This is a genomic window from Acidobacteriota bacterium (assembly GCA_016716905.1).
GTDB lineage: Bacteria > Acidobacteriota > Vicinamibacteria > Vicinamibacterales > SCN-69-37 > SYFT01.
In genome coordinates, this window is sequence record JADJUS010000003.1 from 113,994 (window position 1) to 128,963 (window position 14,970).

The window sequence follows — 14,970 nt, forward strand, 5'->3', positions numbered from 1 at the left end:
CCGATTGACGTTGTGTCTGTCGTCCTTCGACTTGACCGTCTGACAAAAGATTTCTCGGCCGGCCTGTTCGGCCGGAGAAAACAACGTGCGCTCGACGAGGTGTCGTTCGAGTTGTCGCGCGGCGAAGTGTTCGGCCTGCTGGGACCAAACGGGGCCGGCAAAACCACCACGCTCAAACTGATTACAGGCTTGCTTCGCCCGACCTCGGGGCACGTCACCGTCTTTGGTGGCGCTCCAGGTGATCGCGCAGCGCGCGCGGCTCTGGGATTCCTGCCCGAGCACCCCGTGTTTTACGACCATCTGACTGCCGAGGAGTTGCTCGCGTATTTCGCCGGTTTGTGCGGAATCTCGGGCGCCGACCGCACCCGCCGCGTGTCTCAGGTGCTTGACGATGTGGGGCTGGGCGACGCGAGGCGTCGTCCCATGCGCCAGTATTCGAAGGGGATGTTGCAGCGGGTCGGCCTGGCGCAGGCGTTAATCAACGAGCCGGCGCTCGTGATTCTTGACGAGCCGATGTCGGGGCTGGACCCAATCGGGCGGCGCGAAGTGCGCGAGCTCATTTTGAAACTGCGCGACGGCAGCCGCACCGTGCTGTTCAGCTCACACATCCTGTCGGATGCCGAGACACTGTGTTCGCGCGTGGCGATACTCGCCCGCGGCCGCCTCATGGCCAGCGGCGCGGTGGGGGACCTCACCGCAGGCAAGGCCGGCGGTTGGGAAGTGATTGCCGCCAATTTGTCGCCTGCCGCAGTGGCTGCGCTGCAGGCGCGCACCACACGCGCAACTCGAATCGCGCACGGGCGCTACACCTTTGAATTGGCAGAGGGCGAACGGCCCGAGCCGTTCATCGCGGCGCTGACCGAGTTGGGCGGCGCGCTGGTCTCGGCGTCACCCACGCGGGCCACGCTCGAAGATGTGTTCGTGGAGCAGGTGTCATGACGCGCGTACGGCTGGTGGCCTGGCACGTCTTCAAGGAAAGCGTGCGCGATCGCGTCCTGTTCGCGATCGCGGGGTTCGCGCTGATCCTGGTCGCGGCGTCGGTCCTCATCGGGCAGATTACCGCCGGGCAGGACGTGAAGATCATCAAGGACATCGGGCTCGCCACCCTTGAACTGGCCGGTGTCCTGATGGCGGTGTTTATCGGCGTGGGACTCGTGGCCAGGGAAATTGAACGCCGGAGCGTCTACGCTCTGCTCGCCAAGCCGGTGCACCGCTGGGAGTTTGTGGTGGGCAAGTTCGCCGGGTTGGTGGGCACCATCACCGTCAATTTGCTGCTGATGACACTTGCGCTCTTTGCGCTGCTGGCGTGGCTTGAGTGGAAGATGCCCGACCTGGCGCTGTTCAAGGCCGTGATCCTGATCCTCGCGGAGCTGGCGTTGCTGACAGCAGTGGCGTTGTTCTTCTCCACTTTTTCATCAAGTGGCATCCTCTCGGCGGGACTCACGCTGGGTGTGTTTGTGGTGGGTCTGTTCAGCGAAGACCTGCGCGGGTTCAGCGGCATCGTCAGTTCAGAGATGCTGGCGTCGGTGGTGCGGGCGATCGGCGTGATTGTGCCGGCGTTTTCAGCGTTCGACATCAAGGCGGATGTGGTCAATGGCCGGCCCCCGGTGCCCTGGGCGTATGTGGCGATGACGGTGGCGTATGCGGCGTGTTACGCGGGCGCCCTGGTGGGCGGGGCCGTGGCGATCTTTTCGCGACGGGAATTCAAGTGACGCTCTCCGGAAGGGCCATCGGCGTGTATCTGGGTGTGGCGGCGGGTATCGGCCTGGCGGCCGTCACCCTCGACGCCCGCGACCGCATGTATCCGCGCGAGACTTCTGAGGAGCGGTTGCTGTATTTGACGAGCGGTCGTGTGGCCGATCGACTGGCGCTTTCCTTCGACGCCGTGATGGCGGACGTTTATTGGATCCGCACGGTGCAGTACTACGCGAGCCAGCGGAAGTCGCGTAGCTTCAGTGGCGGCTACGAATTGCTCGACCCACTGCTGGACTTGACCACGTCGCTCGATCCGTACTTTTCCGTGGCGTACCAGTTCGGCGCAATTTTTCTGTCTGAGCCGCGGCCCGACGGTGCCGGCCGCACCGACCTGGCGATCGCATTGCTTGAGAAAGGCCTGCAGGTGGAGCCGCGGTGGCAGTACGCGCAGGCCCTGGGCTTCGTGCACTATTGGCATCGGAATGACCTGGTGGCCGCGGCGAACGAGTTCAAGCGCGCGGGCCAGATGCCAGGCGCACCGCCGTGGCTTGGGCCACTTGCGGCAAACACGTTGGCCAAGGGTGGCGGGCGCGAAGGCGCACTCGTGATGTTTACCGAACTGGCCAAGTCCGAGGAGAAGTGGATCCGTGAGCTGGCCGAGCGACGGCTTCGTGAACTCCATCGGGAGTTGGGTCGATGACGCCATTCGAGCTCAGCGTGCTCTTCGTCTTCGGCTTGATGGTCGGCAGCTTCCTCAACGTCTGCATTGTCAGGTTGCCTGCGGGCATTTCGATTGTCACGCCGCCGTCGCGTTGCCCGAAGTGCGCCACGCGCCTGGTCTGGCGCGACAACATTCCGGTCCTCAGTTGGCTCTGGCTTGGAGGTAAGTGCCGCACGTGCCGTGCTCCGATCAGTGGCCGCTATCCGATCATCGAACTCGCGACCGGAGCCGTATTCCTCCTTCAGGGCATCATGCTGCCGGGGTCGCCGATCGCGGATTCGGCGATGGCCGTTCTGCTCGCATCGAGGCTCGTGTTTTCGTCGCTGCTGGTGGCGCTCCTTGCCACCGACCTTGAGACATTCAGGCTGCCCAACCCGCTGACCTATTTCGGCATTGGCGCTGGGATTGCGTTCAGCCTGTTCGGACCTCCTGGGCTGGTGGGGAGCCTGATCGGCGCGGCAGTAGGTGCCGGCGTCCTGCTGCTGATTCGTGCCGCCTGGAAGCTCGCCAGGGGCGTGGATGCGATGGGGTTGGGCGACGTGAAGATGCTCGCGATGATCGGCGCGTTTCTGGGCTGGCCCCACGTCTGGGCGGTCCTGTTGCTCTCAAGTCTGGTGGGCGCCCTCGTGGGCATCGGCATCGCCATTGCGGGGCGGGGGACCATGCAGAGCAAGCTGCCGTTTGGGGTGTTCCTGTCGGTGGCGGCGTTGGTGTCGTCAGTCTGGGGCCAGCGCCTGATCGACTGGTACATGGGCACCCTGTCGATCTGACCAATTGCAGTTTTCGACAGGCGGCTGCCGGGCGTTGTTGGCAGTTTCTGCAACATTGGATGGTTGGGCCCTCGTTTTCTGGGCGCATTTGGTTGTTTTGCGCCGACGGCCGACCTGGACCGGGAGTTGCACTGGTACCGGGCGTGGTCCAACTCTCTTCAGATCGCGGTTTTACACTCATTGAAGTCCTGGTCGCGCTGGTGCTGGTCTCGGTGCTCGTCGCTGGAGCGATGGGCGTGCTGGCCAAAGCGGCGGCCGTGATTGGGGCTGCGCGCGTCGGCACGACGGCGACGCTGCTGGCGATGCAGAAAGTGGAGCAACTTCGCGCGGCGCCTGCCGCGCTCGCCGCTGGCACGCAGCAGGACTATTTCGCGGCCGACAGCAGTGTGTCGCCTGCATCGTCCGCGTTTTTTGTTCGTCGATGGACGGTGACGCCGGGGTGGGCGGCGACAGGCGCGTCATCGGTGGTCGTGGAAGTGCTGGCAGCCGGGGCCGGCCGCGTCGCAGAAGTACAGGCCGTGGTGGGAGGGCTGCCATGACACCGCCGCGCGACTCGTCCGGATTCACGCTGGCCGAATTGCTCGTGGCGCTCGTGTTGAGTGCGATTGTCGTCTCAGCCGTGGCAGCGCTGACGGCCACCACGGACCGGTTCGCGCGATCCCAATCGCGCGTCATGGATGCGCAGCAACGCGCGCGGGTGATCGCCGAGACACTGGGACGCGATCTGCGCCTGGCCGGCGCTGGGCTCGATCGAGGGCCGATGTCGGGGCCACTCAACCGGGTGTTTACGCCGCTGTGGCCACGTCGCGTTGGGCGCGTGCGTCCCGACGCGGCGACCGTGGTCAGGCCGGATGCACTCACGCTGGCGTGGGTGCCTGACACCATCGTTCAGACCACGCTCGCCATCGGTGACGTGCCGTCGCTCGGTCGCATTGTGTTGGCTCCGTGTGCAGGCGGGGCGCTGCCGTGCCAGGTCGCACGAGGCGCGACGCTGGCAGTCTTTGACGCGCCCGGCCGGGCTGAGCTTCTAGGTGTGCTGGACGACGATGTGGGTGGAACGGCCGTGCGGCCTCTTGGTGCGCCGGCTGGAGCGTTTGCCGCCGGTTCAGCCGTTTCCGAGGTTGTGATTCGCGGGTACTACTTTGACAGTGCGCTGTCCCAGTTGCGGTTTTACGACGGCGACGGCACCGACCAGCCCGTGGTGGATGAAGTGACGGGCCTGACATTTGAGTACTTCGGCGATCCCGCACCGCCGCAACTGCCGCGCCCCGACCCGGGTCTTGAGAATTGTCTCTTCGACATGGCCGGAACCTGGCGCGGCGGCGTGACGCTCACGGCCAACAGCGACGGACTGGCCACGTTGCCGCTGGCGATGTTTCTGGACGGACCGTGGTGCAGCGCAGGGGGCACCGGCTTTGACGCGGATCTCCTGCGTGTGCGGCGCATTCGTGTAGAGGTTCGCTTGCGGGCCTCGGGCCCACGCGACCCGCGTCCCGACTATCGTGCGATGTTTGATGTATCGCCGCCGAACCTGTCGCGTACTGGCGCGGGCGGAGGGCCGGGTGGATCATGGTGATGTTGGTCCTGCTGCTCACGGTCTGTGTGGCGTCCCTCAGCGGCGGACTGGCCTTGCTCGGGCACACCGAGCGCCGCATCGCGAGCGCGCATCTCAAGGCGGTGCAAACGTCGTATGCGGCGAGTGCGGCCGTCCAACTGGCGATTGATGCGGTGGCGCGATCGCCGCTGTCCGCGCAGTGGCCCTCAGTGGGCACTGTCGCCGCGCTGGGTTCAGCGGCGCCCATCATGGCCGTCGCGCCTGGCGAGACCGTGGATCTGAATGCCCGCACCGCCGAACTCGACCGTGACGCCGCCCGCCGGTGGCCCCTCGGGCTCGATACACCACGGTGGCGGCTGGTCGCCTGGGGCCGGCTTCCGGCGTTGCCGGCCTCGTCCATGCGCATCGCCATCTGGATCGCAGACGATGTGATGGACGGGGATGGAATACCCGGTACGGATCTCAATGGAATGCTTATGATCCGCGCAGAGGCTTTTGGGCAGGGAGGTGCGGCCCGCGTCGTCGTGGCGCACGTCCGGCGAGAGGCGGGCCTGGTCAGAACCGTGTCGTGGAGGGAGGAGTAACCCGTGTCGATACTTGTCATCGTTGCACTCATGGAGGCCTTTCTCGCGGCCTGGAACGCTCCGCCGGCCAGCCTGGGGGAACTGGCGTTGCGTGAATCCGTCCGGCGGGCCGCCACACCGGCGCCAACGCGCGTGCTTACGGCTGCCGATCTGGGCCCGGTGCCAGAGCGTCCGATGCCTGTGGTGCCGCCGCCGGTGGTGGTGCCCGAAGTGACGCCCGTGGTGAGCCCCGTGGTGAAGCCCGTGAGCAATGACGAGACCGTCGGCGCGGTGAAGCCTGGCGAGAACGTGGAAAAGAATGAAACGTGGTGGCGCGCCCGCATGGTCAAGGCACGTGCTGACCTGGAGCGCGACCGCCTGACGGTGGCGGCCCTGGAAACCCGAGTGAATCTTCTGACGCGCGAGGCGTCCAGCGCCGACGCGCCTGGACGACGTTCCGCGCTGGTGGCCGAACGTGTGCGCACGCTGGCCGAACTCGAGCGCATGCGCACTCAGGTGGCGGACGGCGTCAAAGCCATCAGTGACATTGAGGACGAAGCGCGCCGCGAAGGTGTGCCGCCCGGGTGGCTGCGTTAGCGAATGCCGATCGTTCGAAGCGCGGCCCGCAGTTCCTTCGGTGTCACGTCGGAGACGACTGAGGTGACCCCAAGGCGCATCGGCAGCACGAAGTGCAGTGTGCCCTTCGACACTTTTTTGTCGCTCTGAATAGCGTCCAACGCATCGGAGGCCTTCAGCCCGGCTGTTGACGGCAATGGGCCCATGCGGCCGATGATTGTCGTGAGCGCGTCCATGTCTTCAGCCGGAAAGATTCCGCGCCTCGCCGAGAGCGCCGCCGCGGCGAGCATGCCGTAACCCACCGCCTCGCCATGCAGAAACCTGCCATACCGGCTGATCGCCTCCAGCGCATGCCCCACGGTGTGCCCGAAGTTCAGCGTGCGGCGCAGCCCCTGCTCGCGCTCATCGGCCATCACCACCACCGCTTTCATGCGGCAGCAGTCCGCGATGAGGGGCGTCAGCACCTCCGGGTCTTTGTTGAAGATGGCGGACAAGTGCGCTGAGATGTAATCGAAGAGCGGTCGCGAACCGATGACGCCGTATTTGACGGCCTCGTACAGCCCGGCGCGAAACTCGCGGCGCGGCAACGTCTCCAGCAGTTCCGGATCACAAAGCACCAGCGACGGCGCGTGGAAGGCGCCCACCAGGTTCTTCCCAGCCGGCAGGTTGACCCCGACTTTTCCACCAATCGCGCTATCCACCTGCGCGAGCAGCGTCGTCGGAATCTGAACAAGACGGAGGCCGCGCAGATATGTGGCTGCGGCGAAGCCGGCTGCATCACCGACGACGCCGCCGCCGAATCCGATGACGATCGCGGACCTGTCGATGCGGCGCTCAAACAGGCCATCGTACAAGCGCGCTACCGTCGCCAGTTGTTTGGCCTTTTCGCCGTCGGGGATGAGCAACGGCGGGTGTCCGCCGAGCACGTCCTGCATGCGGGCACTGTGCTGCCGCCACACTGGTGGACAACTCACCACTGCGGTGGTGCTGACGAGGCGCTGCTCGGCCAGCATCGGGCCCACCTGGCGCGTGAGCGCGGCCCCGATGAGTACGGGATACGAACCACCCGCGTGTGTGACGTCCAGCCGAATGACAGCCATCGCTCGTCGTGTAGGATAACAGGAGCGAAGAGGTGCACTTGTCAGAGCAGAAAAAAGATGCGTTTGTGACCGAAATAACCCCGCAGTCCGAGGACTTTTCACGGTGGTACCTCGATGTGGTGCGCCGTGCCGAGTTGGCCGACTACTCGCCGGTGAAGGGGTGCATGGTCATTCGTCCGTACGGATACGCCATCTGGGAGAACATCCAGCGGCTGCTTGATGCGCGGTTCAAGGCCACCGGGCATGTGAATGCCTACTTCCCGTTGTTTATTCCCGAGAGCCTCCTCATGAAGGAGAAGGAACACGTGGAAGGGTTTGCTCCGCAGGTGGCGTGGGTGACCCGCGGCGGTGACGAAGAACTCGAGGAGCGGTTGATTGTCCGGCCGACCTCCGAAGTTCTTGTCGGGACGATGTACGCCAAGTGGGTGAAGTCATGGCGCGACCTGCCGGTGCTGATCAATCAGTGGGCCAATGTGGTCCGCTGGGAGAAAGTGACGCGGCCGTTTCTGCGCACGACCGAGTTCCTGTGGCAGGAAGGGCATACGGCTCACGAGACCGCTGACGAAGCGGAAGAAGAGACGTTGAAGATCCTCGCGCTGTACAAAGAGTTCGCCGAGCGTGAGTTGGCGATGCCCGTGGTGGACGGCATGAAGAGTGAGAGCGAGAAGTTTGCCGGCGCCTCCCATACGTTTTCGATTGAGGCGCTGATGGGCGACGGCCGCGCGCTGCAGGCCGGGACCTCTCACAACCTCGGGCAGAACTTCGCCAAGGCGTTCGAGATCCAGTTTCAGGGGCGAGACAAGACCATCCAGCACGCATGGACGACCTCGTGGGGCGTTTCAACGCGCCTCATCGGCGCGCTGATCATGACGCACGGCGACGACAGCGGGTTGGTGCTGCCGCCGGCCGTGGCCCCGCATCAGGTGGTGATCGTGCCGATCCCCAGGGGTAACTGGAAAGAGACCGTGCTGCCGACCTGTGAGGCCATTCGGGATCAGCTGACAGCCATCGGCGTGCGCGTGAAGCTGGATGCGACCGAAGAAAACTCGCCCGGATGGAAGTACGCCGAGTGGGAGCTGCGCGGCGTCCCGCTGCGCCTTGAGGTGGGGCCCAAGGACATCGAGAAGGGCGCCGTGTTTTCGGCGCGGCGTGATACGCGCGAGAAGGCGTCCATCCCGATGGCGGAGCTCACGCAGCGCGTGCCTGCGCTACTGCAGGCCATCCAGGACAACCTCTTCGCGCGGGCGCTTGAGTTCCGTCAGACGCACACCTCTGAAGTGGCCACCTGGGCCGAGTTCTCTGCAGCCATGGAAGGACGGCCCGGATTCGTCATTGCGAGCTGGTGCGGCAGCGCGGCGTGTGAAGCCACCATCAAGGCGGAAACACAGGCCACGTTGCGTAACATCCCCATGGGATCTCCCCGAGTGGAGGGCCGCTGCGTCAAGTGTGATGGCCCCTCCACCGTGAAGGCGTGGTTCGCAAAGGCGTACTGACGATGCGGCATGTCGCATTGCTGCGCGGCATCAATGTGGGCGGCAACAAGCGGCTGGCGATGCCCGACCTGCGGCGTGTCGCCGAATCACTCGGCTGGCGCGATGTGGTCACGGTGCTGGCCACCGGCAATCTGATCTTCACGCCCGGGCGCGGAACGCCGGACTCGGCGAAACTGTCGGCTCGTCTCGAGCGGGCGTTGCTCGACGATGGGAAGTTGCAGGTGCGGGTGGTGGTGTTGTCGGCCGCGCAGGTGGAGACCGTCACGCGAGAGCAGCCGTTTGGGGCGAAAGTGGATAACCCCTCGAGGCTGCTCGTGTCGGCGTATCTGGATGCCAAGGCCCGCCTCGCACTGGCTCCCCTGACGAAAACGGATTGGTCGCCGGGCGCCCTCGCGCTCGGCACGCACGCGGCCTACCTGTGGTGTCCCGATGGCATCCTCGACACCCCCCTCGTCGAGGCCGTGGGCCGTGCCGCCCGCGATGGCCTCACCTCCCGCAACTGGGCGACATGGATCAAAGTGGGGACGGGTGTGTTTTCCACAGAAACGCGCTAATTGGGGACAGGTGTGAAAAACGACCTCGCGACATCAAAACGACCTCTGAGGTAATTACCGGTAAGTGCCGACGGTAATTACCTCAGAGGTCGTTTTGCGTTTCGCGAGGTCGTTTCTCAGACCTGTCCCCAATTAGTGGGTTTCTGTGGAAAACACACCCGTCCCCCTATCGTTTCGCCCTCGCGACCAGCACGCCGGCTGACGGCCAGCGTTCCAAGATTTGCTTCAGCACGGCGTGACGACGGGTGAGTTGTTCGCGCGCGACGATCGCGCCGAAGGCTTCAGCCAGGTGGTCGCGCCACCACCGATCAGGCGCGGCTGAATCCACCCAGGCCCGAGCCAGCGGCATCAGGCACGACGTATCGCCGACCACAGCGGCGGCTGAAAGAAAGCCCACCGGCAGAAGAGTGGTCGCGCTTTCCAGGGCTTCGCGCAGGTCGTACAACGCGAGGCGGCTGCCGCGGGCCGCCAGATGCTGGTGGAGCACGCCTCGGACCACCGCCCACTGTTCCCGCGTTTCCGCGTCGGGCGCCTGCTCCTGGCGGCTCCGCACGATCTCCACGGCCCGTTTCAAGGTGGCCAGTGGCGCGCGTTCGCCGTCTTCGCGGGCCACAGCCGCCACCACGGCCGGGTCGGCCGGCAGCCCGCGCGCCACAAGGGCGTCCAGCGGCTCCACCGCACCGGCTTGACGACGGGTGACGCGGGCCACCACCTTGGAGGCCGGGTCCTTCGCCAACGCCTCGTAGATGGGCTTCAGGAGCTTTTCAGGCTGCCCGTCGAGCGCGGCCAGTGCGGCCAGTCGAACGGCGGTGGACGAGTCGACCGAAAGTGCGGTGGCGGCCAGGTGGTCGAACGCCCGGGTGCCTCGGGCGTCCTTCTCGCGCGCCACCTGTCCCACCACGCCAATCGCGGCGACGGCGACGGCTTCCACTGGTTGCCCGACCGCCGCCAGGGCCGCTGACAGCGCGCGGCCATCGCCGATGGCTTCGAGCGCCTCGAATGCTGCGACGCGCGCCTCGATGGGCTGCTGGGAGTTGGTGGCCACGGCCAACAGGGGCGTGGTGGCCCGCTGGCCGATGACCGCCAGGCGCGCTAATGCCATCTCGCGGCGTTGGCTGTCACCTCCGGTCAACTCCGCGATCAGGCGGATGACGTCGGCGGCCGAGGACTGGCGAATGGACATGGGTAAAAAAACCACGGGCCGAAGCGGCGGCGCTTCGGCCCGTGGATGTTCACATAGAAACGAGCGGCGTGGCTACTGGAGGCGCACCACCAGCGCCGCACGGCGGTTGAGCCGGCGGGTTTCCTCGCGGGCGTTGTCGTACTTCGGCCGCTCTTCACCGTAGCTGACAATCCGCAGGCGATCCGGGCTCACGCCGCGCGAATTCAGGTAGCTGCGGACGGCGGTTGCACGGCGCTCGCCGAGGGCCAGGTTGTATTCCGACGTGCCCACGTTGCAGGTGTGGCCTTCGATTTCGAGCCGCAGGTTCGGATTCGCCTGCATGGCGGTAATGGCGTCATCGAGGATCTTCAGGGCGTCGGCCCGCAGCGAGAACTGGTCGAACTCGAAGTGGACGTCTTCGAAGACGAAGTCCTTGGCCGCCGGCTGCACCACCTGGATGGTGACTGAGGCCGAGGCGGTGGCGCCGCGGCTGTCGGTCACCGTGATCGTCACCGGCACCGGGCCCACCACCATGGGCGCCGTCCACGGCGACTGGCGGTTAGTCGGTGTCGAGAGCGTGCCGGCGTTGGTCGTCCAGCGATACGTCAGGGCATCGCCGTCCGGATCCTGCGCGTCGGCCGTCACGGTGGAGACCTTGCCCACTTCCACGGTGCAGGGGTCGCAGGCCGCCGTCACGGTCGGGGGACGGTTGGTCGGCTGCGCCTTCGCTGCCGCTGCGGCTGCTGCGGCGGCCGCGGCTGCGGCGGCTTCGTCCGCGGCACGACGGGCGGCATCTTCAGCGGCGCGGGCTGCGGCGGCCGCGGCCACTTCATCACGCGCTCCCGGGTGGTAGCCGATTCGGAACTGGATGCCGACGGCGTCTCCGCTGTTGTCACCAAAGCTCGAGCAGGTCAGTGAGGCGATGGGGCAACGTGCGTTGCTGCGTGCGTCCGTGGTGCCCGACCAGTTCAGGCCGCCACCGATGAAAAAGCCTGACGAGGCCTGCCAGGTGACGCCGACTGCAGCGAACACCGGCGTGGCGAGGCTGGTGGACGTGGGCGCGACTGAACCGTCAACGCCGGTGAACCCAGCCGGCGCGAGGACAACGTTGTCGAGGTACTTTTCACCCGTCAGTTCAGCGGTGAAACGCAGGCGTGAGTTGGCCGGGAAGCCGACGCCCAGGCCCCAGCGGATGCCATTGGTCAGGTCGAAGCCGGCCGGGTCGCCGCGGAAGATGGCGCCGCCGAAGGCCGACAGTTCGATCACGCGGAACTGCTTGCTCAGGATGCCGTCAATCGTGAAGTCGGCCTTGCCACTCGACGCACCCAACTCGTCATCGCCGGTGGGCAGTTTCGCCGTGCCTCGCACCGCAAAACCCAGGGCCGCGCTGTCGCTCTGCGAGATGATCGCGATCTTGGCGCCCAGGCGCAGGTCGCCAGGCCTGTTCCCGATCCACCCCTGTCGGACGAGCGGAAACTCATTCACTACGCCACCGCCTGCGCCCGAAGGTGACCCGGCTGGGCTGACGAAGAAGATGGGCCGCGTGTCGCGGTCGATTCGTGTGATGGCCGTGTAGCTGCCGAACACCTCGGCGCGGTTGCCCAGGCCCACCGCGAAAGACGCCGGGAACTTGGTGGCGTCGGTGAACCCCTGTCCGTAGTCGGCGTTTTCGCGGTAGAAGCTGACCGACCACTTCTTGTGCGGCAGCACCTGGGCGGTCGGCACAAACCAGAGTCCGGTGTCGCCGCTCACGCTGACCGTCGCCATCCGCGTTTCCGTCTGGGTGGCCGGCTGTGACTGGGGGGGCGTGGTCTGACCTGAGGCCGGGATGGCCGTCGCCAGCATTGCCCCCATCACGCTTACTCCCAACAGTCGCTTCATCGTCGTCATTTTTTTCTGTCCCTGAGTAAAGAAAGACGGTCCCTGACGGAAACCGTGCCCATAAATCCGCCATAATGGTACACCCGAACACGCCCAAGTCAATGCGTTCAGGCCGGTTCCGGGTCGCTGCGTTATACTGAATCTTCACAGGTTCCAAGGGAGGCAACGCTCATGTTTGGCTCGATCGGCATGCCCGAACTCATCATCATTTTCACCGTGGCACTGATCGTGTTCGGCCCCCGGAAGTTGCCTGAGCTTGGCCGGTCGCTCGGCAAGAGCCTGCAGGAGTTCAAGCGGGCATCAAACGAACTGAAGCACACGCTGGATGAGGAGATCTCGCTCGAAGACCGGCAGCGCTCTGCGCAGAAGCCGGCCACGGTGGCCGTGCTTGAGGCCCCGTCGGCGACCGACCCCGCCGCGATCGGGACGCCGACCGACCCCGAGACGATCGCTCGCGGTCAGCAGCACAGCTAAGTGGAGGAAGACGACCTCTCGCCGGGCGCGCCCGGCCGCATGAGCTTTCTCGATCACCTCGACGAGCTGCGCCGCCGCATTCTCTACGCCGTCTACTCGGTCCTCGCCGCCGGCATCGTGGCCTTCGCGTTCATCGATCGCATTCTGGAAGAAGTGACCCGGCCGATGCTTGCCGTGTTGCCCAGCGGCACGCTGCTGGGCACCGAAGCGCTCGACCCGATCATGATCTATTTCAAGGCGGGGCTTCTGGTGGCGGTTATCATCGCGTCGCCGTTGATCCTCCTTCAGGTCTGGTATTTCATCGCGCCGGGTTTGTATTCAAAGGAAAAGCGGATGGCGGTGCCATTCGTGTTCACCTCCACCGCGCTGTTCCTGGCTGGCGCCTACTTTGGACATCGAATCGCCTTTCGGGTGACCTGGGAGTTCCTCGCCAAATTCAACCCGGAGTTCCTGAACTGGACGCCCACGTGGACGTCGGCGTTTTCGCTCTACCTGCGAATGGTGCTCGGCCTGGGCCTGATCTTCCAGATGCCGGTGGTGATCTTCGTGCTCGCGCGATTCGGCATCGTCTCGGCGAAATTCCTGATCAAGAACTTCAAATATGCCGTCCTGATCATCTTCATCGTGGCGGCCGTGGCCAGTCCCGGACAGGACCCGGCCAGCCAGATGCTGTTTGCGGCGCCGATGCTGGTGCTCTACGTCATCAGCATCGGGGTGGCGTGGCTCTTCGGCAAGAAAAAGCCCGCCGAAACTGCCGAGCCGTAACCTCCGTCCCTCTGCTACCATTGCCTTTATCTATGCGAAATTCAGGCGTGCCTGCGGCAGCAGTGGTGGTGGTGATCGCGGCAGTGGCGGGTGGCCTGCTCGGCAGCAGTGTCGGCGCGCGGGGCGCCGGCGCCAACGCCGACCGCGTGACCGAACGCTACCGCATGTTCTCGGCCGCCCTCGCCGCGGTTGAGCGCGACTTCGTCGTCGAGACGGCGTCAGACGACCTCGTCTACGGCGCGATCGACGGGATGCTGCGGACGCTGGACCCGCACTCAAGTTTTCTGGAGCCCCAGGCGTACGCCCGGATGCGCGAGCGGCAGGAGGGCGTGTACTACGGCCTCGGCCTCAGCATCGTCGTGGTGAACGACGACATCACCGTGACCAACCTGTTTGAAGGGACACCGGCCTACCGCGCAGGCATCCGGCGCGGCGACGTCATCGCCATTATCAAGGGGAAGAGCGCCAAGGGCTGGACCAGCGAGCAGGCGGTGAAGGAGCTGCGAGGTGCGAAGGGCACCTCGGTGGATATTTCCATCCGCCGCCTCGATCAATTGATTCCCCTGACCGTCGACCGCGACGAGATCAACATCACCACGGTGCGCACGGCGTTCATGATTGCGCCGGGCACGGGGTACATCCGCCTGCAGGATTTTTCGGAGACCACCGATCGCGAGCTGGGCGCTGCGCTGACCAAGCTGCGTGGAGAAGGGCTGCAGCGACTGGTGCTGGACCTGCGCGACAATCCCGGCGGACCGCTCGACCAGGCGATCGCCGTGTCCAACCGGTTCCTGAAGCGCGGGCAGATGATCGTGTATACCCGGGGCCGCGTGCAGAATTCGGATGAGGACTATCTGGCGCTCGAGCAGGGCGACACGACCACGCCGCTGGTGGTGCTCGTCAATCGCAGCAGCGCCAGTGCCTCGGAGATTGTGGCGGGCGCGATGCAGGATCACGACCGCGCGCTTGTGGTGGGTGAGGCCACGTTTGGCAAGGCGTTGGTGCAGTCGGTGTTCCGGATCAGCAACGGCGCCGGGCTCGCGCTCACCACCGGCCGGTACTACACGCCGAGCGGCCGCATGATTCAGCGCCCCTGGGATGGCACGTTCGACGAGTACTTGAACTACTCGCAGCGCGATCAGGCTGGGACACGCGAACACGCCGCAGGGGAACTGAAGTACACGGACGCAGGCCGCAAGGTGTACGGCGGCGGCGGTATCGAGCCGGACCACTTCAAGCCGGGACCGGTCGAGGGTTTCAACCCCACGCGGTTCTCGCGCATGTTGCTGGCGCGCGGGTTCTTCGTCGGGTTTGCCGAGTCGTTCACCGGCGAAGGCGATACGCGCCCGGCGGCGGCGCCCGCGGCCAAACACAAGGTGGCGCGCGGATTCGAAGTGACGCCCGCCATCCTGGCGGAGTTCGCCGAGTACCTTGCCGCCCAACGCGTGAAGGTGGACGCCGCCGCGCTCGAGGCCGATGCCGCGTTCATCAGCGCGATGATTCACTACGACGTGGATCTGGATCTCTTCGGCGTCGAGGAAGCGCGCCGCAATCTCTCCAAAGTCGATCCCCAGGCGCAGTTCGCGCTGACGTTCTTCGACGAAGCACACCGCCTGATCGCTTCAGGCGCCAGGACTGCAAAGGCCGGGAAGACCCCCTAA

At 65.5% G+C, this 14,970-nt stretch carries 16 protein-coding genes; 13 read left to right on the plus strand and 3 right to left on the minus strand.

The genetic code is table 11. From position 1 onward, the window contains the following. Positions 1 to 3 precede the first annotated feature (3 nt). The 8 genes from IPL75_00830 (at position 4) to IPL75_00865 (ending at position 5,901) form a co-directional block, all read left to right on the plus strand. Positions 4 to 939: an ABC transporter ATP-binding protein gene (locus IPL75_00830; GenBank protein ID MBK9238812.1), complete on the plus strand. Its 936-nt coding sequence runs from the start codon at positions 4 to 6 to the stop codon at positions 937 to 939. Next, entirely contained in the window at positions 936 to 1,712 is a 777-nt protein-coding gene (locus tag IPL75_00835) for an ABC transporter permease subunit (GenBank protein MBK9238813.1), read from the plus strand. The genes IPL75_00830 and IPL75_00835 overlap by 4 nt, the downstream gene beginning before the upstream one ends. Further along, positions 1,709 to 2,395, plus strand: a complete 687-nt coding sequence (locus IPL75_00840) for a hypothetical protein (GenBank protein MBK9238814.1) — start codon at positions 1,709 to 1,711, stop codon at positions 2,393 to 2,395. The genes IPL75_00835 and IPL75_00840 overlap by 4 nt, the downstream gene beginning before the upstream one ends. Then, complete coding sequence (locus IPL75_00845; GenBank protein ID MBK9238815.1) at positions 2,392 to 3,186, plus strand: prepilin peptidase; 795 nt, start codon at positions 2,392 to 2,394, stop codon at positions 3,184 to 3,186. The genes IPL75_00840 and IPL75_00845 overlap by 4 nt, the downstream gene beginning before the upstream one ends. Positions 3,187 to 3,329: 143 nt before the next feature. Then, on the plus strand, positions 3,330 to 3,725 hold the full coding sequence (locus tag IPL75_00850; GenBank protein MBK9238816.1) for a prepilin-type N-terminal cleavage/methylation domain-containing protein: 396 nt from the start codon (positions 3,330 to 3,332) through the stop codon (positions 3,723 to 3,725). After that, positions 3,722 to 4,762, plus strand: coding sequence for a prepilin-type N-terminal cleavage/methylation domain-containing protein (locus IPL75_00855; protein MBK9238817.1), 1,041 nt, complete (start codon positions 3,722 to 3,724; stop codon positions 4,760 to 4,762). The genes IPL75_00850 and IPL75_00855 overlap by 4 nt, the downstream gene beginning before the upstream one ends. Continuing rightward, on the plus strand, positions 4,756 to 5,325 hold the full coding sequence (locus tag IPL75_00860; protein MBK9238818.1) for a hypothetical protein: 570 nt from the start codon (positions 4,756 to 4,758) through the stop codon (positions 5,323 to 5,325). The genes IPL75_00855 and IPL75_00860 overlap by 7 nt, the downstream gene beginning before the upstream one ends. A gap of 3 nt (positions 5,326 to 5,328) precedes the next feature. Next, entirely contained in the window at positions 5,329 to 5,901 is a 573-nt protein-coding gene (locus IPL75_00865) for a hypothetical protein (GenBank protein ID MBK9238819.1), read from the plus strand. Here the strand turns inward: IPL75_00865 and aroB are convergent. After that, on the minus strand, positions 5,898 to 6,980 hold the full coding sequence (aroB, locus tag IPL75_00870; GenBank protein ID MBK9238820.1) for a 3-dehydroquinate synthase: 1,083 nt from the start codon (positions 6,978 to 6,980) through the stop codon (positions 5,898 to 5,900). The two genes, IPL75_00865 and aroB, sit on opposite strands and share 4 nt — an antisense overlap. A 38-nt stretch (positions 6,981 to 7,018) precedes the next feature. On the opposite strand from aroB, the gene IPL75_00875 reads away from it, so the two are divergent. Further along, on the plus strand, positions 7,019 to 8,473 hold the full coding sequence (locus tag IPL75_00875; protein ID MBK9238821.1) for a proline--tRNA ligase: 1,455 nt from the start codon (positions 7,019 to 7,021) through the stop codon (positions 8,471 to 8,473). Continuing rightward, a complete protein-coding gene (locus IPL75_00880; protein MBK9238822.1) occupies positions 8,452 to 9,027 on the plus strand; it encodes a DUF1697 domain-containing protein in 576 nt (191 codons plus the stop codon). The genes IPL75_00875 and IPL75_00880 overlap by 22 nt, the downstream gene beginning before the upstream one ends. Before the next feature lie 166 nt (positions 9,028 to 9,193). Here IPL75_00880 and IPL75_00885 read toward each other — a convergent pair whose 3' ends face one another. Further along, positions 9,194 to 10,210, minus strand: coding sequence for a hypothetical protein (locus IPL75_00885; GenBank protein MBK9238823.1), 1,017 nt, complete (start codon positions 10,208 to 10,210; stop codon positions 9,194 to 9,196). A gap of 72 nt (positions 10,211 to 10,282) precedes the next feature. Continuing rightward, a complete protein-coding gene (locus IPL75_00890) occupies positions 10,283 to 12,070 on the minus strand; it encodes an OmpA family protein (GenBank protein MBK9238824.1) in 1,788 nt (595 codons plus the stop codon). 171 nt (positions 12,071 to 12,241) lie between these two features. Between IPL75_00890 and IPL75_00895 the strand changes: the two genes are divergently transcribed. From IPL75_00895 to IPL75_00905, 3 genes are read left to right on the plus strand one after another with little or no spacing between them, the layout of a single operon-like run. Continuing rightward, a complete protein-coding gene (locus IPL75_00895) occupies positions 12,242 to 12,544 on the plus strand; it encodes a TatA/E family twin arginine-targeting protein translocase (protein MBK9238825.1) in 303 nt (100 codons plus the stop codon). Beyond that, a complete protein-coding gene (gene tatC / locus IPL75_00900; GenBank protein MBK9238826.1) occupies positions 12,545 to 13,309 on the plus strand; it encodes a twin-arginine translocase subunit TatC in 765 nt (254 codons plus the stop codon). Positions 13,310 to 13,341: 32 nt separating this feature from the next. Then, a complete protein-coding gene (locus tag IPL75_00905) occupies positions 13,342 to 14,970 on the plus strand; it encodes a S41 family peptidase (protein MBK9238827.1) in 1,629 nt (542 codons plus the stop codon).

Coding starts and splice junctions, on each gene's coding strand:
- IPL75_00895 (MBK9238825.1), top strand. CDS start 12,242: ATGTTTGGCTCGATCGGCATGCCCGAACTCATCATCATTTTCACCGTG.
- IPL75_00890 (MBK9238824.1), bottom strand. CDS start 12,070: ATGAAGCGACTGTTGGGAGTAAGCGTGATGGGGGCAATGCTGGCGACG.
- IPL75_00835 (MBK9238813.1), top strand. CDS start 936: ATGACGCGCGTACGGCTGGTGGCCTGGCACGTCTTCAAGGAAAGCGTG.
- aroB (MBK9238820.1), bottom strand. CDS start 6,980: ATGGCTGTCATTCGGCTGGACGTCACACACGCGGGTGGTTCGTATCCC.
- IPL75_00860 (MBK9238818.1), top strand. CDS start 4,756: ATGGTGATGTTGGTCCTGCTGCTCACGGTCTGTGTGGCGTCCCTCAGC.
- IPL75_00905 (MBK9238827.1), top strand. CDS start 13,342: ATGCGAAATTCAGGCGTGCCTGCGGCAGCAGTGGTGGTGGTGATCGCG.
- IPL75_00845 (MBK9238815.1), top strand. CDS start 2,392: ATGACGCCATTCGAGCTCAGCGTGCTCTTCGTCTTCGGCTTGATGGTC.
- IPL75_00885 (MBK9238823.1), bottom strand. CDS start 10,210: ATGTCCATTCGCCAGTCCTCGGCCGCCGACGTCATCCGCCTGATCGCG.
- IPL75_00855 (MBK9238817.1), top strand. CDS start 3,722: ATGACACCGCCGCGCGACTCGTCCGGATTCACGCTGGCCGAATTGCTC.